Source organism: Metabacillus litoralis, assembly GCF_003667825.1.
GTDB lineage: Bacteria > Bacillota > Bacilli > Bacillales > Bacillaceae > Metabacillus > Metabacillus litoralis_B.
On the sequence record NZ_CP033043.1, the window covers coordinates 1164962 to 1188091 of the forward strand.

The 23130-nt window shown below is 34.8% G+C and carries 22 protein-coding genes; 18 read left to right on the forward strand and 4 right to left on the reverse strand.

What is annotated here, in order from left to right:
- Positions 1 to 67 precede the first annotated feature (67 nt).
- The 11 genes from D9842_RS05540 (at position 68) to D9842_RS05585 (ending at position 11079) form a co-directional block, all read left to right on the forward strand.
- Positions 68 to 955: a PhzF family phenazine biosynthesis isomerase gene (locus D9842_RS05540; RefSeq protein WP_121661638.1), complete on the forward strand. Its 888-nt coding sequence runs from the start codon at positions 68 to 70 to the stop codon at positions 953 to 955.
- A gap of 123 nt (positions 956 to 1078) precedes the next feature.
- Positions 1079 to 1231, forward strand: coding sequence for a hypothetical protein (locus D9842_RS25680; protein WP_162987314.1), 153 nt, complete (start codon positions 1079 to 1081; stop codon positions 1229 to 1231).
- Positions 1232 to 1358: 127 nt separating this feature from the next.
- Positions 1359 to 2522, forward strand: a complete 1164-nt coding sequence (locus D9842_RS05545; RefSeq protein WP_257535983.1) for a serine hydrolase domain-containing protein — start codon at positions 1359 to 1361, stop codon at positions 2520 to 2522.
- Positions 2523 to 2850: 328 nt separating this feature from the next.
- Positions 2851 to 4383 (forward strand): nickel ABC transporter substrate-binding protein, encoded by a 1533-nt coding sequence (nikA, locus tag D9842_RS05550; RefSeq protein ID WP_121661639.1) that lies wholly within the window; start codon positions 2851 to 2853, stop codon positions 4381 to 4383.
- A gap of 1 nt (position 4384) precedes the next feature.
- Positions 4385 to 5326, forward strand: a complete 942-nt coding sequence (gene nikB, locus D9842_RS05555; protein ID WP_257535984.1) for a nickel ABC transporter permease — start codon at positions 4385 to 4387, stop codon at positions 5324 to 5326.
- The gene (gene nikC, locus D9842_RS05560; RefSeq protein WP_251394045.1) at positions 5323 to 6168 is read left to right on the forward strand and encodes a nickel transporter permease; all 846 of its coding nucleotides are present in this window, start codon (positions 5323 to 5325) and stop codon (positions 6166 to 6168) included. Before nikB ends, nikC begins: the two co-directional genes overlap by 4 nt.
- A 7-nt stretch (positions 6169 to 6175) precedes the next feature.
- Entirely contained in the window at positions 6176 to 7165 is a 990-nt protein-coding gene (locus D9842_RS05565) for an ABC transporter ATP-binding protein (protein WP_162987315.1), read from the forward strand.
- Complete coding sequence (locus tag D9842_RS05570) at positions 7134 to 7895, forward strand: ABC transporter ATP-binding protein (protein ID WP_121661641.1); 762 nt, start codon at positions 7134 to 7136, stop codon at positions 7893 to 7895. Before D9842_RS05565 ends, D9842_RS05570 begins: the two co-directional genes overlap by 32 nt.
- Before the next feature lie 23 nt (positions 7896 to 7918).
- Entirely contained in the window at positions 7919 to 9265 is a 1347-nt protein-coding gene (locus D9842_RS05575) for an MATE family efflux transporter (RefSeq protein ID WP_121661642.1), read from the forward strand.
- A gap of 285 nt (positions 9266 to 9550) precedes the next feature.
- On the forward strand, positions 9551 to 10291 hold the full coding sequence (locus D9842_RS05580) for a YdcF family protein (protein WP_162987316.1): 741 nt from the start codon (positions 9551 to 9553) through the stop codon (positions 10289 to 10291).
- 86 nt (positions 10292 to 10377) lie between these two features.
- Positions 10378 to 11079 (forward strand): polysaccharide deacetylase family protein, encoded by a 702-nt coding sequence (locus D9842_RS05585; protein ID WP_121661644.1) that lies wholly within the window; start codon positions 10378 to 10380, stop codon positions 11077 to 11079.
- A gap of 38 nt (positions 11080 to 11117) precedes the next feature.
- Here D9842_RS05585 and D9842_RS05590 read toward each other — a convergent pair whose 3' ends face one another.
- On the reverse strand, positions 11118 to 11705 hold the full coding sequence (locus D9842_RS05590; protein WP_121661645.1) for a DUF6434 domain-containing protein: 588 nt from the start codon (positions 11703 to 11705) through the stop codon (positions 11118 to 11120).
- A 167-nt stretch (positions 11706 to 11872) separates the two neighbouring features.
- Here D9842_RS05590 and D9842_RS05595 point away from each other — a divergent pair, with 167 nt between their 5' ends.
- Positions 11873 to 13216 carry a sodium-dependent transporter gene (locus D9842_RS05595; protein WP_121661646.1) on the forward strand — a complete coding sequence of 448 codons (1344 nt, stop codon included), beginning with the start codon at positions 11873 to 11875 and terminating at the stop codon, positions 13214 to 13216.
- A gap of 11 nt (positions 13217 to 13227) precedes the next feature.
- Here D9842_RS05595 and D9842_RS26190 read toward each other — a convergent pair whose 3' ends face one another.
- A complete protein-coding gene (locus tag D9842_RS26190; protein ID WP_257535985.1) occupies positions 13228 to 13362 on the reverse strand; it encodes a hypothetical protein in 135 nt (44 codons plus the stop codon).
- Between the two features lie 472 nt (positions 13363 to 13834).
- Here D9842_RS26190 and D9842_RS05600 point away from each other — a divergent pair, with 472 nt between their 5' ends.
- Entirely contained in the window at positions 13835 to 14089 is a 255-nt protein-coding gene (locus D9842_RS05600) for a hypothetical protein (RefSeq protein ID WP_121661647.1), read from the forward strand.
- An 80-nt stretch (positions 14090 to 14169) separates the two neighbouring features.
- Here the strand turns inward: D9842_RS05600 and D9842_RS05605 are convergent, their stop codons facing one another.
- Positions 14170 to 15123 carry a C40 family peptidase gene (locus D9842_RS05605; RefSeq protein WP_121661648.1) on the reverse strand — a complete coding sequence of 318 codons (954 nt, stop codon included), beginning with the start codon at positions 15121 to 15123 and terminating at the stop codon, positions 14170 to 14172.
- A 225-nt stretch (positions 15124 to 15348) separates the two neighbouring features.
- On the opposite strand from D9842_RS05605, the gene D9842_RS05610 reads away from it, so the two are divergent.
- From D9842_RS05610 to D9842_RS05625, 4 genes are all read left to right on the forward strand, one after another.
- Positions 15349 to 16497, forward strand: a complete 1149-nt coding sequence (locus tag D9842_RS05610; RefSeq protein ID WP_121661649.1) for an iron-containing alcohol dehydrogenase — start codon at positions 15349 to 15351, stop codon at positions 16495 to 16497.
- A gap of 13 nt (positions 16498 to 16510) precedes the next feature.
- On the forward strand, positions 16511 to 18160 hold the full coding sequence (locus D9842_RS05615) for a sensor histidine kinase (RefSeq protein ID WP_306821502.1): 1650 nt from the start codon (positions 16511 to 16513) through the stop codon (positions 18158 to 18160).
- Positions 18157 to 19584: a sigma-54-dependent transcriptional regulator gene (locus D9842_RS05620; RefSeq protein WP_121661650.1), complete on the forward strand. Its 1428-nt coding sequence runs from the start codon at positions 18157 to 18159 to the stop codon at positions 19582 to 19584. The genes D9842_RS05615 and D9842_RS05620 overlap by 4 nt, the downstream gene beginning before the upstream one ends.
- 86 nt (positions 19585 to 19670) lie before the next feature.
- Positions 19671 to 19865 carry a hypothetical protein gene (locus D9842_RS05625; RefSeq protein WP_121661651.1) on the forward strand — a complete coding sequence of 65 codons (195 nt, stop codon included), beginning with the start codon at positions 19671 to 19673 and terminating at the stop codon, positions 19863 to 19865.
- 126 nt (positions 19866 to 19991) lie between these two features.
- Here the strand turns inward: D9842_RS05625 and D9842_RS05630 are convergent, their stop codons facing one another.
- Entirely contained in the window at positions 19992 to 21071 is a 1080-nt protein-coding gene (locus D9842_RS05630) for a GGDEF domain-containing protein (RefSeq protein ID WP_121661652.1), read from the reverse strand.
- A 507-nt stretch (positions 21072 to 21578) separates the two neighbouring features.
- On the opposite strand from D9842_RS05630, the gene D9842_RS05635 reads away from it, so the two are divergent.
- Positions 21579 to 23075 (forward strand): aldehyde dehydrogenase family protein, encoded by a 1497-nt coding sequence (locus tag D9842_RS05635; protein ID WP_121661653.1) that lies wholly within the window; start codon positions 21579 to 21581, stop codon positions 23073 to 23075.
- Positions 23076 to 23130: the final 55 nt, after the last annotated feature.

Below are 23130 nucleotides of genomic sequence, written 5' to 3' on the forward strand. Positions count from 1 at the left end.
AGAGCATGTAAGGCTTATAAAAGTTTGCAGGCAAGTCATTTTAAACACAAAGAAATGGAGCCTAAATATGAAAAAAGTAAAAGTTTATCATTATGATGCATTCAGTTCACAACCGAACAAAGGGAACCCGGCAGGCTTTGTCTTAAATGGTGAAGATTTTACAGAAGAAGAAATGGTGCAAATCGCTGCAAAAGTTGGTTTTAATGAAACAACCTTTCTATACCCATCTAATGTGGCAGATCTTAGATTACGATATTTTACACCAGGTCATGAAATGAATTTATGCGGCCATGCCACAATGGCGTCAATCTATGCATTAAAAACAATGGATTTACTTCCGCAAAAAGATCATTTAATGATTGAAACAAAAGCAGGAGTTTTACCTATAAAAGTTCTTTCAAACAATGAAGATGTACAAATTTCAATGAAACAAGCTACACCTCAATTTATCGAATTTAAAGGTTCTCACGATGATTTAGCTAAGTCAATCAATATAGATGCTAAGGATATTGCGAATGATTTACCAGTGGTGTACGGTAACACAGGTATTTGGACACTGCTAGTACCAATTAAAAATCTTGAGGCCTTTCATAAAATGAAACCAACTAACAAATTGTTCCCGACTATTTTAAAAGAAATGCCAAAAGCATCCATCCATCCTTTTTCTCTTGAAACCTATGACCATACTGCTAATATGCATGCTCGTCATTTTTCATCTCCATATTCGGGAACGATTGAAGACCCTGTAACAGGGACGGCATCAGGAGTTATGGGAGCCTATTATGCCAGATACATTGATAAGTTAAGTGATCAACTTGATCTGTTAGTTGAACAAGGACAGGAAATGGATAAAGATGGACGAGTACATGTTACAGTAACAAAAAAACAAGATTCCCATGAAGTTGAGATCACTGGGACAGCGAGATTTGTAAAAAAATTTGATCTTGTTATTTAATTGGAGACTTGGAAAATTGTAACGTATCAAAGTACTTAGGACTAAATTGACAAAGAATAAAAAGTAGAAACATTTCATCATCACATGCATATAGTAGAAGAACTTCATTTAAGGGTGTGAACAATGGATCATCGACAAACTGTTGAGTTGGTTGAGGAGCTTTTGCAGTCACGTATTAATGAAATCCTTCTAAAGAATGAAGCAGAGTATTTCGATAAACTTCCAGGATTGGTAGAAGCATTGAAAATGATTAAAGAACGATTCTCCAACATATAAGATTGTCCAGGGCCAACTAAGGCCCTTTATTTATGAAAACATTTACAGAAATTCAATAAAATAGATTGCGAAATTTAGTTAATTGTAGAAAAATAGAGGGAGAAACGTGTTGAGAGGAGATAAACACTTGAACGAATTACATAGCAGATTGCACCCTTTATTAAAAAGCTTTACGGAAAAAGGACCATCAGGCTGTTCCCTTCAGGTTATGCATCAAGGAAATACGATCTATAAAGATTATGTTGGTTTTGCTAATAAAGAAGATGAAATTGCGATAAATGAAGATACAATTTTTCGCATTTATTCCATGACTAAGGTTGTCACGTGTACAGCAGCACTTATGCTATATGAGCGAGGTCTTTTTTTATTAAATGACCCACTTGAAAAATACTTACCAGAATTTAAAAATATGAAGGTATATCATAAAGATGATACCGGCAAGGTTACTGTAATACCAGCATCAAGATCAATCTTAGTAAAAGATTTATTTACAATGACTTCTGGACTTACGTATGGTGGAGAAGCAAATGAAACCGAAAAACAAGTTGCTAAAACGTTTCAGCAATTACAAGAAAAGGGTGAAAAATTAACAAATCGCCGTTTATCAGAAGTCCTTGCTGCCATTCCACTTGCCTTTCAACCTGGAGCCCAATGGCATTACGGTCTAAGCCATGATGTGTTAGGGGCACTAATCGAAGTTCTTTCAGAAAAAACACTAGGACAGTTTTTTCAAGATGAAATCTTCACTCCACTAGGAATGGAGGATACATTTTTTAGAATCCCTGATAACAAAATGCATCGATTTGCAGCTCTCTATAATCGTAATGAAGATGGAACTCTGATTAAAAATGAGAAAATGGATGTTCAATTTGAACCATTATCAGAGCTTGAATCTGGTGGTGGTGGTTTACTGTCAACATTAGGAGATTACAGCCGTTTTGCTCATATGCTTGCAAACGGTGGAGAATTTGAGGGAGTTAAAGTGATTGGAGAAAAAACAATTTCTTTAATGACAAAAAATCACCTGAATGATGAACAAGCTAAAACATATAATTGGGACTATTTAGCTGGATACGGCTACGGACTCGGTGTTCGGACTATGATGGATTCGGCAAAAGGTGGAAGCAATAGCTCGGAAGGGGAATTTGGATGGTCAGGATTAGCTGGTACGTGGGTATTAATTGATCCACAAGAAAAGCTATCAGCTGTATATATGCAGCAAATGATACCAAACTTCGAAGCTTATCATCAGCCTAGGTTGCGAAATGTGATTTATGGAGCAGTAAAGTAGATGAACGTTGCCTGTAATCGAATACGATTACAGGTTTTTTCCGTAACAAGTGTTTTAAAATAAATTGACCTGATATAACATTTACCTGTATCTATCTTTAATTAATTCCGAAATAAAAAAAGCTATATTATAAAGCTAAAAACTGCTAAAATAGTATTTATGTAAAATTTTCTAAATTTTGTTGACAGTATGTATGAAATTGATTTATTATACAAAGCGTAACGATTTCGATTTGTGTGATATAACTATAGAAATCTACATAAAAATAAATTTTGTTAATTAAATCGTAACAATTTCGTTTAAAGCACATAACGTGAGGAGATGTCTTATGAAAGCTACATTTTTGTCTATCTTTATTGGAATCGTATTAATGCTGTCAGCATGCTCTAACTCGAGCACAAATAGTAAGGAAGCAGCAAACGAAGCCCAAGAAAAATCGTTAACTTTTTTGTTTAATTTTCCTACAAGCACACTTGATCCACACCAAGACGATAATAGTACAACGGTACGAGCTGGAATCACTGAAACTTTAGTCAAGTTAAATGAAGATTTGGAGCTTGAACCTTGGCTTGCAAGTGAGTGGAAAGCAATTGATGAATTAACATGGTCATTTACCGTTCAGGAGGGAGTATTGTTTCAAGACGGAACAACATTAGATGCAGAAGCTGTGAAACAATCGTTTGAGCGTGGAATCAACGTTAGTGAATCAATGAAGGCAGCTTTAAAGCTAGAGTCTATCTCAACTGATGGAAATTCGGTTATTTTCAAAACAACACAACCTCTACCAGCTTTTCCATCTGAATTAACACATCCGCATACGTCAATTGTTAAGGTAGAAGATGATGAGAAATTGAGAACAGCTCCAATTGGTACAGGCCCTTTTGTTGTTGATACATTTGATTCAGAGGTAAAGGTAGAGCTTACTAAAAATACTTCATATTGGAATGGAGAACCAAAACTTGATAAAGTAACATTTGGTTTTAATTCAGATGCGAACGCAAGGGCTATGGCTCTTCAATCAGGGGAAGCAGATATCATTTATTATCTACCTTCTGAATTAGCCACCTCTTTAAAGAGTGATAAAAATATTGTAGTCGAATCTGTGAGTAGTTTACGTACCCATTTTATTTCCTATAACATGAACAGCTCTGAAGTTGCCGATGAAAATGTCCGTCAAGCCTTGGATTCTTTATTTGATCGTGAAGCAGTTGCCAATGACTTAATGGGAGGAATGGCTGTACCAGCAGGTGGTCCGTTTAATCCTGACTTTCCGTTTAGCATGAAAGCAGATCCCGTTAAATATGATCCTAGTCATGCAAAGAAGCTGCTTGAAGAAGCTGGCTATAAGGAAGATAATGGTGTAATGAAGAAAAATGGAGAACCATTGCAACTAGAGATGATTACCTATCAATCAAGACCAGAGCTTCCACTTATTGCACAGATGCTTCAATCGAATGCAAAGGAAATAGGTGTTGAGATCAACATTAAATCTGTTGAAAATATCGATGAGTACTTATCAACAAATGAGGAATGGGATATTGCAACATACAGTAATTTAACAGCTCCACGTGGAGATGTTGGATATTTCCTCAATTCTGCCTATTCACTTGATGGTGCTCTAAATATTGGTGAAATTAATGATCCAGAAATTAATGAAATTTTAACAGAGCTAAATAAAACAACAGATGTTGAGAAACGTAACGATGTTGGGAAACAGGTTGAAAACATGACACAGCAAAAAATTTATCAATCTTATATCGTTCACCCAATGATCACTGTTGCGATGAATAAAGATGTAAAAAACTATTCAGTTTCAAAACAAGAATATTATTTAATAACAAATCAATTGGATGTAGAATAACGTGATTCGATATCTTTTATCAAAAATTATACAAATTATTGTCGTATTACTTTGTCTTTCGTTTTTGAGCTTTGTGTTCATTAAATTAGCACCCGGAGATCCTGTAAAGGCAATGTTGGATATTGATGAAGTATTGATTACAGAAGCAGAAATTGAGGATATAAGATCGGAGATGGGCTTTGATCAGCCCATCTTTGTTCAATATGGAATGTGGCTTAAACAGGCGATTAAGCTAGATTTTGGGGAATCGTATTTAACAAACCGACCTGTTTTGAGTGAAATACAGGACCGTTTACAAGCTTCTCTTGAACTGATGGGAGGGGGAATGCTTGTTGTTATCTTAATATCGATTCCATTAGGGGTTTGTTCAGCTGTTTATCAATCAAAATGGATTGATCATCTTGGACGAATTTTTTCTTTTTTCGGAGCTTCCATTCCAAGCTTTTGGCTGGGACTTCTATTAATCTATTTCTTTAGTGTAAAGTTGAAGGTTCTTCCGTTTATCGGTAATAATGGTGCCGAAAGCCTTATTCTCCCATCCCTTACATTAGGACTTGCAATGTCTGCTGTTTACGCTAGGCTATTGAGAGCAGCGATGCTTGAAACAATGAATAAGCCATATATTAAGGCTTTGAGAATGAAAGGCATTCGTGAAAAAAGCCTAATTTTTAAATACTCTTTACGTGAGAGCATGATACCAGTTGTTACGATGTTTGGTATGAGCCTTGGGAACTTATTGGCTGGGGCAATTGTTGTAGAAATTTTATTTTCATGGCCTGGGTTAGGAAAAATGGTCGTTGAAGCCATCATGAATCGAGATTATCCGTTAATCCAAGCTTATATTTTACTTTCAGGCATTTTTGTCATGAGTATTAATTTAATTGTTGACCTATCGTATTATCTTTTAGACCCAAAATTAAGAAGAAAGGAGCAAAGGGCGTGATAACGGAAGTATTACATCTTAAGAAGAAAAAGCGAAATCTATTTATTCAAACGGGTGTACTATTACTCATCTTGATTATGCTCCTTTTTTTCTTATCTTACCTATTTAATCCACATGATCCATTAAAAGTAAGCACTGGTGAACGATTGCAGTCGCCAAGTATGGAGCATTTACTTGGAACAGATCAACTAGGTCGGGATATATTAGCGAGGTTAACAGAAGGTGCCCTCTACACATTGGGGATATCGGTTTTATCCATCTTTGTTTCTTTATTGATTGGCTTACCAGTTGGTGTTCTTTCAGGCTACTTCGGGAAAAAAATAGATCAATTATTCATGAGAGTTATTGATACGTTTGTTGCGTTCCCAGATTTTTTACTGGCAATCGCGATAACAGGATTACTTGGTCCTGGAATTTGGAATGTGATGATTGCCATAATTTCAGTAAAGTGGGTAGGCTATGCTCGCTTAACACGTAGTATTGTTCTTACTGAAAAGCATAAGGACTATATTACGATGTCAGCTTTTAGTGGAAGTTCCGTTTGGAAAATCATGACCCTGCATTTATTCAAACATATCCTTCCACAAGTGATTGTTTTAGCATCATTAGATATAGGGAAAATTATTCTTCTTATTTCTTCCCTATCGTATATCGGGTTAGGAGCACAACCACCACTGCCAGAGTGGGGAGCAATGTTAAATGAAGGAAGGTTATATTTTCAAACATCTCCAAGCTTAATTATTTTTCCCGGTCTAGCGATCATGCTTGTTGTTATGGCCTTTAATCTAATAGGAGATGGCTTGAGAGATAAACTAGATGTTCAATCTAACAGAAAGGAGTAGCTTTTATATGAATGTTCCTCTTTTAGAGATGAAAGAATTATGTATCGAAGTAAAACATACAAATCAAACAATCATTCAATCTCTCTCGTTTACTATATATTCTGGAGATATGGTAGGCATTGTTGGGGAAAGTGGGAGTGGTAAGAGTGTTACCGCACAGGCAATTTTAGGCTACATTCCTACGTCGTTTAATATGAATGGCTCCATATTATTTGAGGGAGAATCGATTTCTTTTCAGAAAAAAAACAAGTTGATTGGGACTGAAATTTGTTATATTCCTCAAGACTATTCAAACGGCTTTTCACCTTTCTTTAAAATAGGCTCTCAAATGGATGAACAATTGGCCACACATACTTCTTTATCAAAAAAACAGAGAAAGAAAAGAATTCTTGACATGCTAGAAAGAGTACAACTACCGGCTGAAAAAGTTTATTCATCTTATCACTTTGAACTTAGCGGCGGGCAGTTACAACGAGTAGTTATTGCTTCTGCCATGATTCTTAATCCGAAGCTTCTCATATGTGATGAGATTACAACCGCATTAGACCCTAAAAATGCTGACCAAATTATGCAGCTTTTAAATGATTTGCAAACACAATACAATACCGCAATTATTTTTATTAGTCATCAGCTTCATCATGTGATGAACTATTGTGATCAACTTGCTGTTATGTATGGTGGAGAATGGATGGAATACGGTCTAACAAATGAGATTAAAAAGAACCCTACACATCCGTATACAAAACTACTTTTGAATACAATCCCAACGTTTGAGGCAGATGCTGATTATCTTCAACTTATTCCTGGAGAACCTGGTGAAGTGAATCGTGAAGGCTGTCCATTTGCAACAAGATGTCCTTATTGTGAACCCGTTTGCCTTCATTCACAAGTTACATTAAAGGGAACACCCCTTCATCAAGTAGCTTGTCACCTTGTGAATACGAAAGAAGGCGAGGGAACGACAAGTGACTCTATTAAAAGTCCAGTCTATATCTAAAAACTACGGTAAACTACCCGCTCTTGACAATATTGCTTTTTCTATAAGTGAAGGAACAGCGTTAGGAGTTGTAGGGGAGAGTGGGAGTGGCAAAAGTACTCTTATCAAGAGCATATTAAGTATGGAAAGCATCCATTCCGGTCGGATTCTTTTTTTAAATCAAGATATTCATAAGTTAAAAGGTAAGCAGAAAAGAGAGTTGTATAAAGATATTCAAATCATTATGCAGGATCCTTCTACTTCATTGAATGCTAAGCTTCCAGTATGGAGAAGTATGGTTGAACCAATAAGTAATTTCCGTGATCGAAAAGATACCTTATACCCTAATCTTTCTTTATTTGACATTGCCAAAAAACTTGGCAAAATGGTTGGATTAAAAGAGGAGCACCTTACTAAATATCCTCATGAGCTTAGCGGTGGTCAAAAGCAACGGGTTTCTATTGCTAGAGGGATTAGTCTTCATCCAAGATTACTTATATTAGATGAGCCCACCTCAAGCCTTGATGTTTCCATTCAAGCTCAAATTCTAATGCTGTTAAAATCTCTTAAAAAAGAATTGCAAACTTCATTTTTATTTGTTTCACACGATCTAAAGGCTGTACGTTTTTTATGTGATGAGATAGTAGTTTTAAAAGAAGGAAAGCTATTGGAACGCTTTTCTTCCGACGATATATTACAAGAAGAACGTCATGATTATACAAAACAACTAGTAAGGTATACTGCTTTATAAAGCTAGCTAAGAAGGAGAAAGTAATGAAATCTGTGTTAACTTCAGCTCCTTTACATAAAGGGAGCATTTTTACACATCGTGAATACTTAACATTAGCAATTCCCCTGATCATATCAGGGATCTCTACACCAATTTTAGGTGCTGTTGATACAGCTGTTGTAGGAAGATTGCCCGATGCATCAGCAATTGGTGCAGTAGCACTTGGAGCTGTTATATTTAATACGATGTATTGGTTGCTTGGTTTTTTACGCGTAAGTACAACAGGACTTACCTCACAAGCAAATGGGGCAAATGATGCTAAGGAAATGGCTTTAGCTTGTTTGCGTCCTATGTTTTTGGCTGTACTTATAGGATCGTTATTTATCATTTTACAGATTCCGATTTTAAAGCTCTCACTCTACTTATTTGGTACCTCAGAATCAGTAGGAGACCTTGTTTCTACTTATTTTTCGATTCGAATTTGGGGAGCTCCTTTTGCCCTTTTAAATTATGTTTTGATTGGATGGCTGATGGGGTTAGGTAAGGTAAAGCTTTCGTTAAGCACTCAAATTACAATGAATGTGCTAAACATTGTGTTAGATCTCTTATTTGTTCTCGTGTTTGGTCTAGGAGTGGCTGGGGTAGCCTATGCAACGGTAATAGCGGAAATTAGTGCTATTTTCATCGGTTTATTCTTTATGATTCGTACAAAGTTAATTGACTTATCAATGATTCAATGGAGAATCTTAATTGAAAAAGCCCCTTTAGTGAAAATGCTCAAAGTAAATCGAGATTTTTTTCTACGCTCAATTTGCTTGTTAACAATGACAGTTACCTTTACAACAATAGGTGCAAGACTGGGAGAAACAGCATTAGCGGCTAATGCGATATTATTGCAAATTCATTATTTGATGGCCTATTTACTTGGAGGGTTTGCAAACGCTTCTAGTATTGTAGTCGGAAGATCCATTGGTAGTAAGCAGTTTCCTCTTTTCAAGCGAGCGTTATCACTATCTCTATTTTGGGGAACTCTATCAGCTTGTTTATTATCGTTAATAATGCTGCTGTTTGATGAGAGTATCTTCAAAATTTTCACATCTATTGAAGAAGTAAACAATGCTGTTATAGAGTTAGGAATTTGGATGGTCATTTATCCAATCGCTGGTTTTTGGGCACTTCAATTGGAAGGGATCTTCGCAGGAGCGACAGATGCTAAATCGGTTCGAAACTCAATCTTCTATGCGTTGCTTGCGTTTGTTATCGTAATCCTCATATATGGTAGAGATATTACTCCACACGAACTATGGTTGTCATTTACTGTGTTTACTTTGGGTCGAACAGTATTTTTATCGATGTATGTTAGGAAGATTGAGAGAAGTAACTTTAGGTAGAATGTTCAATTAGAGAGCATTTTACTTGTAAATATAATGTGTATTGTCCTTCATAGTAGTCTAGTTGAAGGACTTTTTTTGATCTAAAAAGTTTAATTCTTCAGTGTTATTAAACTCACAGGTGTAGCCACTTTTTCTTTCCTCTATCTATCCTAGTAACTATTATAAGCAATTAAACCCATTGTAATTGATACCAAAATATGACACAATTTGATAGATTTCCAGGTAAACTAGTAATAATTGTTATTTTAGATGATAATTCTATTAAAATTGGGTGAGGGTAATATGAGAAATGTGTTTTGGATTTTTTCTGCATTATTAATTATTTATGGACTAGCATCATTGTGGACAAATAGAATAAACATTGGAATTGTATTTATTCTATTTTTGGGAATGATTTGTTTAGTAGTTAGTATTTATTTTAAGAAGTTAAAACAATATGTACAAAAAAGAAAAAAGCTTAAAAGAACGATATTTATTGTTTTATCCATAGGACTACTTACAGCAGCAAGTTTAGAAGCATTACTATTAAGCGGGATGATTGAAAAGCAGCCTAAAAGCGTTGACTATATTCTCGTTTTTGGTGCTGGAGTAAAAAATGGTTCCCCAACCCCAGTGTTAAAAAATCGTTTGCAAAAAGCAATTGACATGCATGGTAAATATCCAGAATCAAGCATAATCGTATCTGGGGGACTTGATACTGGTGAGCAATATACGGAAGCTTTTGTTATGAAGGAATACCTTATTATTAATGGTATACCGGAGCAATTAATAATGATGGAGGATAAAGCAACAAGTACAAAGGAAAATGCTGATTTCAGTCAAAAGCTAATGTCAGGGAAATCACAAGAAGTAATGGTTGTAACTAGTGATTATCATTTATTTCGTGCAAGTTATTATGCAAATAAAGCCGGACTTACTCCATATCGTGCGGGAGCCCCTATTCCACTAAGTATTGTTCCTCTTACACATTTACGAGAAATGATGGGGATAGGGAAAATGTTGGTGGAAGATGTACTTGATTAATCAGGAAGCAAACTTTTGATTTATATCGAATAGTAAGGCCACATCTACATGAAAATGAATAAATCTTTGGGAAAAGGACGTATTACATGAGAAGAAAGTTAATAGTGACCGGTGCATTGATCCTTTCTATTGCACTTTTACTTACAGGTGCATATAAACTAATGAACTTAAGGAATTATCAAGTTTTCGGTGATTTAATAAATAGTGTTCAGACGAAAGAAAAGGTAGTAGCCCTTACTTTTGATGATGGACCAACTGATAAGATTGAGAAGATTTTACCACTATTAGAAGAATATAATGCGAAAGCTACATTCTTCTTAATTGGTAGTGAACTAGAAAAGAATATGGATCTCGGACAAAAGATAGTGAAAGCAGGACATGATATTGGTAATCATACTTATTCCCATGAACGGATGATATTCAAAAAAATGTCATTTATTAAGGACGAAATAACAAAGACAAATGAGTTGATTCGTCAAACTGGATATAGGGGAGAAATTGATTTTCGACCTCCAAATGGGAAGAAATTAATTGCATTGCCATATTACTTAGATAAGGAAAACATTGAGACAATCATGTGGGACCTTGAACCTGATACCTACAATTCATCTCGTTCAGAAAAAATTTCGTATGTGAAAAACAATATAAAACCAGGCTCAATTCTCTTACTTCATCCAATGTACGATGAAGATGAACTACAAACGCTTGAAGGAATTTTAAAAGCTTTATCAGAAGAAGGCTATTCGTTTACAACTGTTAATGAATTGCAAAGTATAAACGGGAGCTGAACTAAGAAAATGAAAGAGGAGTAAATACTACAAAGTGTTTACTCCTTTTTATGTATACTAACGTGTGAGGATTTGTATTTATTATCTCCCGGTAGAGTTTTTATGGTGTTCCATGCATCTATCGCATCTTTTCGACGTTTTCCCTTATTGGTCGGATCTTGATAGAAATCTCTTATGAATTGATTATATTCAAATTGTGGCGAGAGCTCTTTAGTAAATGAAGGATCTTTTTTGCGTTCTTCTTCTTCATACCAGGCGTTAACGACATCTTTGAATGTTTTCCCAGCATTGTTTTTAAAAAAGTTCTGTATGTAAGTTGAAAAATGAAATTTTTTACCAATTTCTTTTGTGAAAAACTCTCTAATATCTTGGCTGCATCTGTGATTTGAAATAATGACAGTATCCAAAGAGAGAGAATCATATTGCTTTGTTTTTGAACTTTTTTTCTTATGAGCTTTAGGTATAACACCACTTGTTAGAAACATGATAATTCTTTCCGTTAATTCTATTTTTGATCCATATGATGGTATACCAACTTCTTTACAGAAAGTAGCGAGCTCTTCTTTTAGCCAATAGTAATTTTTAAAATCCTCTATGTTCATTTCTTTACATAACTTTGGTCTCATGCTTTATTTAACTCCTCTACAAAATAACCATAAAATCGAACTTATGTTCTATTGTATAGAAAATAATGGATTTGTACAAGGGGAAAATAATATATGAAGTTTATTTTTTATGCTATACCACCTTCCATAAGCTATAATAAAATAATAATTATTTTAAGGGGGAACTAATGAATACAAATAGAGAAACATGGTCATCGAAATTTGGTTTTATCATGTCCTCAGCAGGGGCAGCAATAGGACTTGGGGCAATATGGAAATTCCCCTATGTAGCAGGTACGAGTGGTGGTGGAGCTTTTTTATTACTCTTTATTCTGTTTACTGTTCTAATAGGTTTACCGATGCTAATCTCAGAATTTATTATTGGACGTGGGGCTCAAAGTGAAGCTGTTTCCGCTTATAAAAAACTAGCACCAAACAGTTTGTGGACAATTATTGGACCATTAGGAGTGATTGGCTGCTTTTTATTGCTTTCTTTTTACGCAGTAGTTGGAGGCTGGGTGCTAATTTATACGATAATGGCAATCGGTGGCCGTGTGATAGAACCTAATGCAAGTTATCCAGAATTATTTGGTAGCATTACAGGATCACCACTTATTACACTTCTAGGTTTAGCTGTATTTTTACTTATAAACATGATTGTTATATCAGTAGGAATTAAAAATGGGATTGAAAAAGCAAGTAAGTATATGATGCCGATTTTGTTTCTTCTATTTTTAATTTTGGTTGTTAGAGCATTAACATTAGAAGGTGCATTGGAGGGAGTACGATTTTTCTTACAGCCTGACTTTACAAAAATCACTGCTGAATCTGTTCTATATGCACTTGGACAATCCTTCTTTGCATTAGCAGTTGGTTTTTCATGCATGGTTACATATAGTTCCTACTTAGAAAAAAAAGTGAGCATTCCATCCTCTGCAAGTACAGTTGTTGTCATGAATATTCTAGTATCGTTACTAGCAGGTCTCGCTATTTTTCCAGTTGTTTTTGCGTTTGGATTAGAACCAGCTGAAGGTCCGGGGTTGCTATTTATGGTGCTACCTGCTGTTTTTTCGCAAATGCCTTTGGGTGAGTTGTTTCTAGCTATATTTCTTTTGCTTTTCTTATTTGCAACCTTAACATCATCGTTTAGCTTATTAGAAATTATCGTTTCAGCATTCACTGACAATAAAAGGTCAACACGTAAAAGAACAGCATGGCTATCTGGAGTTGTTGTGTTTTTTGCGGGAATTCCTGCAGCATTATCTTTTAGCAAACTACAGAACTTTCATGTTTTCGGAAAAACAATATTTGATGCTACTGATTTCTTGGTTAGTAATATTATGTTACCGTTAGGCTGCCTACTTATTGCTCTTTTTATCTCCATTAAAATGAATAAACAGTTAGTAGAAGCAGAGTTTGGTATAGGTCATTCACTTTCGCCTATCTTATTTAAAGTATGGAGATTTCTAATGAAATGGGTAGTACCACTTACCATTGTTATTGTATTTTTAAGTACACTCGGTATTATTTAGTAATAAACATATTAAATAAGACCGATGTCTGTATTCAAAAGGGGTTTGAGGTTTTGAAGTACAAAATTAGAAATAACCGTACTATTCGAACGGCCATTTGCACTTACATTAACAGATAATTTTATTAGTAAAAATTCTTGGAACATTGTAATTGTGTCTCCAAGCATTTTTTATACTAAATTTGAAAATAAACGGAAAAGTTCCGTTTAAATAGGGAAATACCAACATTTTCGACAAAATAAGGGGAGTTTTTCCGCTTATATGAATCTATTCTTTAGATTTAGTTATATATATAGAAGTTAACCGGAATATATCCGCTTATAACGGCTTCTTAAGCACCTACCATATACCTTAAACGGAATTTCTCCGCCTATCAATTCCTATACCTCTACGAACAGTATCTTTTTCTTTTTTGTACTTAAAGAAAGAAATACTTATTTGTTCTTTTGTTTATAAGGATATTTTTTTATTGATAAACGATAAAAACATACCTATAATTAATAAGGTAACTGAATTTGAAATACATAATAAGGTGGAGATAAAACTTGTCGGTTTTATTCATTCTGGGTGTTATGGCAATCCTTTTCATGCTGTTGCGGTGATTGTGAGTGTAATTGTATGAGCATGATCAATTATGCTTGGGAAGGTACAAAGTTAACCCGTTTGAAAATGGGGGCAGTTGGCAGTAGTTTCTACCTGATTTTAACGATAGTCTTTTTCTATTTTTTAGTTAGATTAGAGCCTCTTTACCCTGGTGAAGATACGTTTATGAGAGCAGTCGGATTCATGTTTGCCATAATTGTTACTTCTGTTGCCTTTGTTACATGTTTTATTATGACTGGTTTATCTAAAAGAAAAAATTTGAACATTTAATTATAAATAAATAATGAAAAAAGGAGCTGCTGAAATAAGCGGCTCCTTTTTCTATTCATATATGCAACAAATCTAGCATTCTATAAGCTTATTTTTTTAGCACCTAAATAACGTGGCTTCCAATAGGTGTTATTCATATCAGAAATTGTTACACCTGTAGATGAACCAGCATGGATAAATTTATTATCCCCAAGATAAATACCCGCATGTGTTGGACCTGGTGCAGTTGTTGTAAAGAAAACAAGGTCTCCTTTTTGTGGAGAAGAAACGGTTGTTGTTGCTTCCCAGATTGTTGCCACCGTACGTGGTATTTTTATTCCTTGTGTGTTATAAACATAACTTAAATAGCCAGAACAATCAAACCCTGTAGGAGTGCTTCCACCCCAAACATATGGAACTCCGATATATTTTTTTGCCTCAGTAATTAATGCTTCTGCATTTAATGTAACAGGTGCAGTAGCTGTTGATCCCGTTAATTTTAGCACTTGTCCCGTATAAATTGAATCACTCGTTAAATTATTATACGTTTTTAGCTGTGTCACGGTTAAACCAGTATTTATAGAAATTTTCCATAGTGTATCACCAGATTGTACGGTATACGTTGTAGTATTCGTTACCGTAGGAGGTGGTGGAGTAACTGTAGCTTGACCTTCTACGTTTAATACTTGTCCAATGTATATAAGGTCAGATGTTAAGTTATTTAACGTTTTTAAATTTGTTACAGTTGTATTGAAGTTTTTTGCAATTAAAGAAAGGGAATCACCGGATTTTACGGTGTAAGTTGTTATTTCAACTGGTGTTTCATGTGAATGTGGAGCAATTAATGATAATTCTTGTCCAACATAAATGGTAGAGGTCGTTAAGTTGTTATATTGCATAACTTCTTGAACAGATAAGTTATTATTAAAGGATATTTTCCATAATGAGTCACCGCTTTGAACCTTATATGTTACTTCGTGGGCTGAAGCTGGTTTTGTAAATCCAGTCGAAATGACTCCAAGAGTGGCTATTGTTAAGATAATTTGCTTTTTCAAGCACAACACGCTCCTTGTTGTTAGAATTCTATTTCTGCGCAGCTATAAATTCATCATAACGTGTTGGGAGGTTTGATTATACCTCTAAAAATATGGGATAACTAGAGATTTTATCCAATTGATTGTAAAAATGTAAGCGTTTAACACATTTCTCGACAAAAAAGAAGGATTTTCCAAAACTAATAAGAAATTACATAGTATAAAAATCGAATAAAGGTGATATCGATGAATATATCAAAATTTGTAACACCTGAAATTATCTTTGGTAAAAACTCGATTAAACAAGCGGGTGAGGCATGTTTACGTCTTGGTGCTAAAAAGGTATTAATTGTGAGTGATCAAGGAGTTGCAGTAGCTGGCTGGTTAGATAAAGTTGTTAATCTTTGCAAAGAATCTTGTCTTCCATTTGCCACATATACAGATATTACGATTGATCCAAAGGATACCGAAGTGATAAACGGATGCCGATCTTATATAGAAAACGAATGTGATGCCATTATTGGTGTTGGTGGCGGAAGCGCATTAGATGTGGCGAAGGCTATTGCGATTGTGGCAACAAATGGAGGAGAAATTAAGGATTATGAAGGAATCGATAAAATCGTCCATCCTCTACCACCTATGATCATGATTATGACTACAGCGGGATCCGGATCTGAAGTTTCCCAGTTTTCTGTAATAGTGGATTCAACTAGAAAAAAGAAAATGACAATTATTTCGAAATCACTTGTACCAGACATTGCCATCATTGACCCTCTTACTTTAATGACAAAAGATAGCAGTTTAACGGCTGCAACTGGTATGGATGTTTTAACTCATGCTATCGAGGCTTATGTGAGTATCGCCGCCACACCATTAACAGATGTACAAGCGAAAAATGCACTATCCCTTGTTGCGACTTATCTAAGACCATCTGTTGCATCAAAAACAAATGAAGAAGCAAAGGAAGCAATGGCGATGGCTAGCTTACAGGCAGGACTTGCTTTTTCTAATGCGATTTTAGGAGCAGCACACGCTCTTTCTCATGCGATTGGTGGAAGGTTTCCGTTACCTCATGGGGAAATAAATGCAATACTTTTACCATATGTAATGGATTTTAATTTTATTGCAGCGCCAAAAAGATTTATCGATATGGCAGATTGTATGGGAATTGATACAAGAGCGTTTACCCAAAAAGAGGCTGGAAATGCTGCAATACAATATGTAAGAGAGTTATCAGCTGATATCGGAATTCCAAAGCAATTAAGAGAGGTTGGAATTTCTCAAGATATGATTACATCAATCTGTCAAACTGCATTAGAAGATGCATGTATGATAACAAATCCTCGTGATATGAATCTTGAACAAATGAAGCAGTTATTACATCAGGTTTTGTAAGGAGGAAATTCTTTTGCTTGAAGATAAAAACGAGATGATTGCCCTGTTAACAGGTGTTGAATCTTCCAAGAAAAGCTATTATACAGAACTTAAGAAAACAGTTGATATGTTACAAAAGAAAAATATGCAGCTTGAAATAATGAACGAAGTGATGAAGAGTATTAAAATCGATATGACACTAGAAGAGATTTTAAATAATATGGTTGATAAACTAAAAAATATTATAAAATTTGATCGATTAAGCTTTTTTCTACTCCAAAATGTAAGCCTTACTTTAATTAACGTTTTCCCAGAAAACACTTTTACCATAGAACGTGGGATAGACTTACCTCGCGATCGCTCTCTTTACTGGATGGCTTTAACTAAACGGCAAGTTATGTTTCAACAGGTAGAAACTCCAACCTGGAATTTTCATGAACTAGAGTTTTTAAGAAACCTAAAGCTAACCAGCATTCTCGTTGTGCCCATTTATAGTAAAAACAAAGAAATCGGTGTAATCTGTATCGGTCGTTGTTTTCGTGAACATTGGCATTCAGATGACATAGCATTTCTTGAGCAGCTTGCCGATCATTTAGCAGTTAGTATAGAAAATACCCAATTATATAATGAGGTGTTAAGGTCAAAGCAAGAGTGGGAGAACACATTTAAAGCAGTTGACGATATGATCATTATTTTTGATAAGCATGTAAATGTTATTCAAATGAACGACTCCGTTAGGCATTTTTTGAAAACCCATCATCATAAAGATAATCTTCTCCTAGAACAACACTATAAAAGATTGGCTAATAAAACATTTCAAACAGAAAAAGCCAGATATAAAGAAATTCATTTTGAGGACCAATCCACCTTTGAACTTTACACATATCCCGTTTATAACAATAAAAACATCGTAAATGGCGTTATTGCGTATGTAAAAGATGTAACAGAAAAACGAAAAATGGAAGTACAATTACTTCATTCAGGAAAATTGGCTGCAATTGGGGAAATGGCAGCAGGAGTAGCTCATGAACTAAATAGTCCACTCACTGCGATCTTAGGAAATTCACAGCTTTTATTAAGAAATGTAAAGGACGACGATGATTCTTTTACTCTTTTACGAGATATTAAAACTTGTGGAATTCGTTGTAAAGATATAATTAAAAGTTTACTAGCTTTCTCAAGACAAGAGGAGTATACATTTCAATCTTTTCATATAAATGATGCGGTGAAGCAGGTGTTAAATTTGTTAGAATATCAGTTGGAAAAAAATCAAATAACCGTCATCACAAACTTACATAAAGATCTTCCAATGATCGAAGGAAGTCAGCAGCAAATTGAACAAATTATCATTAATCTGCTACTAAATGCAAAAGATGCAGTAGAAGCGATAGTAAAAGATGATAAAGAAATTGAAATCATAACATTACTGGATAATCAAGCAGTTAAGGTCTCGGTCTGTGACAATGGTATTGGCATAGAACAAGAACGCTTGTCAAAAATTTTTCATCCTTTTCATACAACAAAAGAAGCTGAAAAAGGAACTGGTTTAGGCTTATCAGTAAGCATAGGAATCGCTAAAACACATGGTGGAAGTATTGATGTAATAAGTGAAGTAAACAAAGGCAGTACCTTTCAACTCGTGTTGCCACTTCAACCAACAAATAAAACGGAGGCGAGTGTATGATTTCGATTTTAATTATTGATGATGAAGTGGAAATTGGTTACTTTTTATCTCGTCTTTTTCAGTCTAAAGGATATCATGTAAAAGTCGTTAATAGTGGAAAGGAATTTTCTGAAATTGACTTTTCGTTAGAGCCATTTCATGTTGCTATGATAGACCTGAAATTACCGGATGCAAATGGTCTTACACTATTGCAAAATCTAAAGCAAGTTCAACCCGCATGTAAAGTAATGATTATGACAGGATACAGTACCATTAAGACAGCTGTTGATGCGATAAAACTAGGTGCAAGTGATTATATCGAAAAACCTTTTGACGATATTGATTTATTAGAAAAGCAAGTAGAAAAGTTGCTAGAATCTACCTGTTTTACGAATCAACATCATATCGAAAAGATAGCCCGTGAATCAGGTCTTATCGTAGGGAATAGTAGGACAATGAATCAACTTATTCAAACAGCTGCCAAGGTTGCAGGAAAACCGGTAAATATTTTAATTGAGGGTGAAACTGGTACAGGAAAAGAAGTCTTATCACGCTTTTTACATCAAGCAAGTGATCGGCATCAAGAATCTTTTATTGGTGTAAACTGTGGTGCACTATCTGAAAATTTACTAGAAAGTGAATTATTTGGTCATGAAAAGGGTTCCTTTACTGGTGCCACCCAGCCTCGAAAAGGATTATTTGAAATTGCCAGTAACGGAACCTTATTTTTAGATGAAATTGCTGAAGCATCTTATGCGATACAGGTAAAATTACTTCGAGTTCTTGAAACAAGGGAGTTTATGCGCGTTGGTAGTGAGAGCATGCTTCGAACCAATACTAGGTTAATAGCGGCGACGAACGAAGATCTGAAAGAAGCTGTTAAACAAAAGAAATTCAGAGAAGATTTATTTTATCGTTTAAATGTTGTTCATCTAATAATTCCGCCATTACGTGAGCGGAAGGAGGATATTCCACTCCTTGTTCAGCATTTACTGCAACGAACTGGCACGTCACTCTCATTTTCTAATTCTGCGATAGACTTATTACAATCATATGATTGGCCGGGAAACATAAGAGAGTTATCAAACTTTGTTACAAGAGCAGTTATGTTAGCTGATCCTAATGCTACCATTATTCAGGCAGATGATTTACCAATAAATCGCCAAACTAAAAGTCAAGTGATAACCTCTAAGGCAGATAAACAAGAAAGTAATTTGGAAAGTTACTTAAAAACATGGCTGACAGAAACATTGACTACATTTGAACAAAAAGATGAAGTTAAGCTAGATGAGGTGCTGGCCCAAGTCAAAGAATTAGAATCACAGGTTGGTAAATCGTTTATTATGCGAACGTTAAAAGACACGCATGGAAACAGGAAGGAAGCTGCAAAACGACTGCAAATTACGATGAGAAAGCTGAGATATTTGTTAAACGAAAAAACATAATAACACTTTGATTATGCCAAAATATTTATTATAATAAGCAAGAATGACAATAATTGTCCTATATAAAAGGAGATAAAGAAAAGATCATGTCGAATTCAGAAAACAATACAAACGAAAAAAAGAAAGTAAGTCTTAAGGAATTAATGGAGCAACAATTAGCAAAAAAGAAAGAAAAGCTTTCTAATAATAAACAATCATTAAGCGGTGCTGCTTCTAATCAAAAAATGAAAAGTCAGCAACACAAAAAAACAAGTAATACACGAAGAAAAATGGGTTCATAAACGAACGTTTAAAAAGGACATTTTCTTAATAAAAGAAGATGTCCTTTTTATTTTCTTTTTTTGAGCGGTTTATTAGAGACTATTAAAAAGGATGTTCATCATTCTTTGTGAACACCCTTTTTAAAATTAACTGTTGGATACACATACCTTATTTCTTCCAGTTCTCTTCGCTTGGTACAACGCTTTATCTGCATCTTCAATTAATGAAGCTGAATTCATTGTTGTGTCATTATAACAGGCTACTCCTATGGAAACAGTGATCGATATGTTTTCACCAGAGTTTAAAGTAAAGTTATATTTCTCCACTCGCTCTCGAATACTCTCACTAATTTCCTTTGCTCTTTCAAGTGAACAATCTAATAAAATAATTGTAAATTCCTCGCCACCATTACGACTAACGATATCAAACGACCTTACTGAGTTTTTTAAGATATTTCCTAATTCTCTTAAAACAACGTCACCTTCTTTATGACCGTATGTATCATTAATTCTTTTAAAATGATCAATATCAATATATAGAAGAGATAGTTTTTCCTGCTTTTGTTCAATTGTCGATAAAAAGGAATTGAATAGTTCATCAAATTTTCTAACATTGTTTAGTCCAGTTAACCCATCTGTTGAAGACTCTGATTTGTATCGGTCAAATAGCTCTTGGCTGTTTCGTAAATACTCAACCATATAAAAACCAATAAATCCACCCAGATATGAAATTCCCCAATAAGATGGAATTAAAAACATTAAAATATGAGCATCTGTTAATATAATGGATACTAAAACTGAAAATATAATATTAGAAAGAGTTAAGATGTAGATTATTTTAACCTTTTTAGATAGATTTTTATTTGATAGATAGATAGAAATCAAAGTTATTAGTACGATTAAAATCACACCTGCATACGCAGATAAGTTAATGCCAATCATTAAGCGTCCGATAATAACAAACAGCATCGCAATTAAAGCGGGAACTGCTCCACCATAATAAGCGAGTAATATAACCGGAATATGTCTTAAATCTACAATCGTGCTCTCAAACTGCATACTATACTGCATTAAGACATTACTTAAAAGGCCACCAGTACTTCCCATAAGTAATTTCCTTGAGATAGTTGAAGATCTTTGAAGAGGAGAAGATTTTGTTAGTTGAGTGTATAAAAAAAGTAATGAAGTTAATATAGCTAAATTTGACAGTAATTGCTTAATTATCATATGATCACCTGTTCTTACTAATTGAAAAATCCTGTTAAGAATAATATATATATTATAAGCTTTTTACAATGAATCTCAAGGAAAAGGTTGATTAAAATTATGGAAAAAAATAAGGTATTGATGATGTGATTAAGATAGGTTTTTTTAAAAAAAGAGTAACCAATCTAGGATTTTCTACGCAAATTTGGCAGAGTGACGAAAAAACGGCATAATATAGCCAATTTTTCGGCTTTTTATTCATTATTTTTTGTAATCCTCTTTATTTATAAGCGTTTACTATTTGGCATCATTCTTGCTTAGTTATTAACGAATTAAAATTGAGAGGAGTGTTTTATGAGGAAAATAAAATAATAGAAATAGTTTCCATTCTGTGTTCTAACACGATCTAAACATTAATATATTTGATAGCGGTGGTACGGTCACCAATTATTATTGATACATCAATTTGTCTTACATAAATTCTTTTAGCTATCCAACTTATCTTTTTATATTTTAGGAGGGAATGTAATGGTACAAAACGTAGGAACAAAAGAACTAGAATTGAGCCCTAGATTAGTTGAATTTTTAAATGGGGACAAAAAGCTTTTTATTAATGGAGAATGGGTAGAGGCAGTAAGTGGTAAAACATTTGATACATTAAACCCGGCAACTGGTGAGAAACTAGCATCTGTTTCTGAAGCAGGAGAAGAGGATATAGATGTTGCAGTAAAAGCAGCTAGAGAAGCATTTGACAATGGTCCTTGGTCGAAGATGGGAACTGCTGAAAGAAGTCGTTTAATTTATAAACTAGCTGATTTAATTGAAGAACATAAGGTAGAGCTTGCACAGTTAGAAACATTAGATAATGGTAAACCGATTCGTGAAACTGCAAACGCTGACATTCCGTTAGCGATTGAACATTTCCGTTACTTTGCAGGATGGTCTACAAAAATTGTAGGACAAACAATTCCTGTACAAGGGAACTATTTCAATTACACACGTCATGAAGCAGTTGGTGTAGTTGGACAGATCATTCCTTGGAACTTCCCATTGTTAATGGCTGCTTGGAAGCTTGGGGCTGCCCTTGCTACAGGATGTACAATTGTCCTTAAGCCGGCAGAACAAACGCCATTATCTGCACTATATTTAGGGAAATTAATTAATGAAGCTGGCTTCCCTAAAGGTGTTGTTAATATTGTTCCAGGCTTCGGTCAAACAGCTGGTTCACCATTAGTAAATCACCCGTTAGTAGACAAAGTGGCTTTCACAGGTTCAACAGCTGTTGGTAAAGCAATTATGAGACAGGCAAGTGAATCATTAAAGCGTGTAACACTTGAGCTTGGTGGGAAATCACCTAATATTATCTTACCGGATGCTGATCTTTCAAAGGCTGTACCTGGTTCTTTAATGGGAATTATGTTTAACCAAGGTCAAGTATGCTGTGCGGGTAGTCGTCTTTATGTTCAGAAAAAACAATACGATAATGTTGTTGCAGATCTAGTATCCCTAACAAAAGATATCTCTCAAGGTAATGGATTATTAGAAGCAACAACAATGGGACCTCTCATTTCAGCACAACAGCAAAATCGTGTAAAAGGATACATTGATAAAGGAATTGAAGAAGGAGCAGAAGTTCTGGCTGGAGGTACTATTCCATTTGAACAAGGTTATTTCGTAGCTCCTACCATCTTCGCCGATGTTAATAATTCAATGACGATCGCAAAAGAAGAAATCTTCGGACCGGTTGTTGCTGCGATGCCGTTTGATGACTTAGATGATCTTGTTGACAAAGCAAATGACTCCCACTATGGTCTAGCAGCAGGTGTTTGGACACAAGATATTAAAAAAGCACACTACATTGCACACCGTATTAAAGCTGGAACTGTATGGGTAAACTGCTACAACGCATTTGACGCAGCAAGTCCATTTGGCGGATATAAGCAATCAGGTATCGGCCGTGAAATGGGAAGCTATGCATTAGAAAATTACACAGAAGTAAAAAGTGTTTGGGTAAATATGGATTAATTGCTGAAGGGAAGAGGTCGTCATTCTGATGACCTCTTTTTAAGTTGGTTTTAGG

Excerpts from the sequence above, each read along its gene's own strand:
- D9842_RS05540 (WP_121661638.1), top strand. The coding sequence starts at position 68 with ATGAAAAAAGTAAAAGTTTATCATTATGATGCATTCAGTTCACAACCG.
- D9842_RS25680 (WP_162987314.1), top strand. The coding sequence starts at position 1,079 with ATGGATCATCGACAAACTGTTGAGTTGGTTGAGGAGCTTTTGCAGTCA.
- nikA (WP_121661639.1), top strand. The coding sequence starts at position 2,851 with ATGAAAGCTACATTTTTGTCTATCTTTATTGGAATCGTATTAATGCTG.
- D9842_RS05565 (WP_162987315.1), top strand. The coding sequence starts at position 6,176 with ATGAATGTTCCTCTTTTAGAGATGAAAGAATTATGTATCGAAGTAAAA.
- D9842_RS05575 (WP_121661642.1), top strand. The coding sequence starts at position 7,919 with ATGAAATCTGTGTTAACTTCAGCTCCTTTACATAAAGGGAGCATTTTT.
- D9842_RS05580 (WP_162987316.1), top strand. The coding sequence starts at position 9,551 with ATGAGAAATGTGTTTTGGATTTTTTCTGCATTATTAATTATTTATGGA.
- D9842_RS05585 (WP_121661644.1), top strand. The coding sequence starts at position 10,378 with ATGAGAAGAAAGTTAATAGTGACCGGTGCATTGATCCTTTCTATTGCA.
- D9842_RS05590 (WP_121661645.1), bottom strand. The coding sequence starts at position 11,705 with ATGAGACCAAAGTTATGTAAAGAAATGAACATAGAGGATTTTAAAAAT.
- D9842_RS05595 (WP_121661646.1), top strand. The coding sequence starts at position 11,873 with ATGAATACAAATAGAGAAACATGGTCATCGAAATTTGGTTTTATCATG.
- D9842_RS26190 (WP_257535985.1), bottom strand. The coding sequence starts at position 13,362 with ATGTTCCAAGAATTTTTACTAATAAAATTATCTGTTAATGTAAGTGCA.
- D9842_RS05600 (WP_121661647.1), top strand. The coding sequence starts at position 13,835 with ATGAGCATGATCAATTATGCTTGGGAAGGTACAAAGTTAACCCGTTTG.
- D9842_RS05610 (WP_121661649.1), top strand. The coding sequence starts at position 15,349 with ATGAATATATCAAAATTTGTAACACCTGAAATTATCTTTGGTAAAAAC.
- D9842_RS05620 (WP_121661650.1), top strand. The coding sequence starts at position 18,157 with ATGATTTCGATTTTAATTATTGATGATGAAGTGGAAATTGGTTACTTT.
- D9842_RS05625 (WP_121661651.1), top strand. The coding sequence starts at position 19,671 with ATGTCGAATTCAGAAAACAATACAAACGAAAAAAAGAAAGTAAGTCTT.
- D9842_RS05630 (WP_121661652.1), bottom strand. The coding sequence starts at position 21,071 with ATGATAATTAAGCAATTACTGTCAAATTTAGCTATATTAACTTCATTA.
- D9842_RS05635 (WP_121661653.1), top strand. The coding sequence starts at position 21,579 with ATGGTACAAAACGTAGGAACAAAAGAACTAGAATTGAGCCCTAGATTA.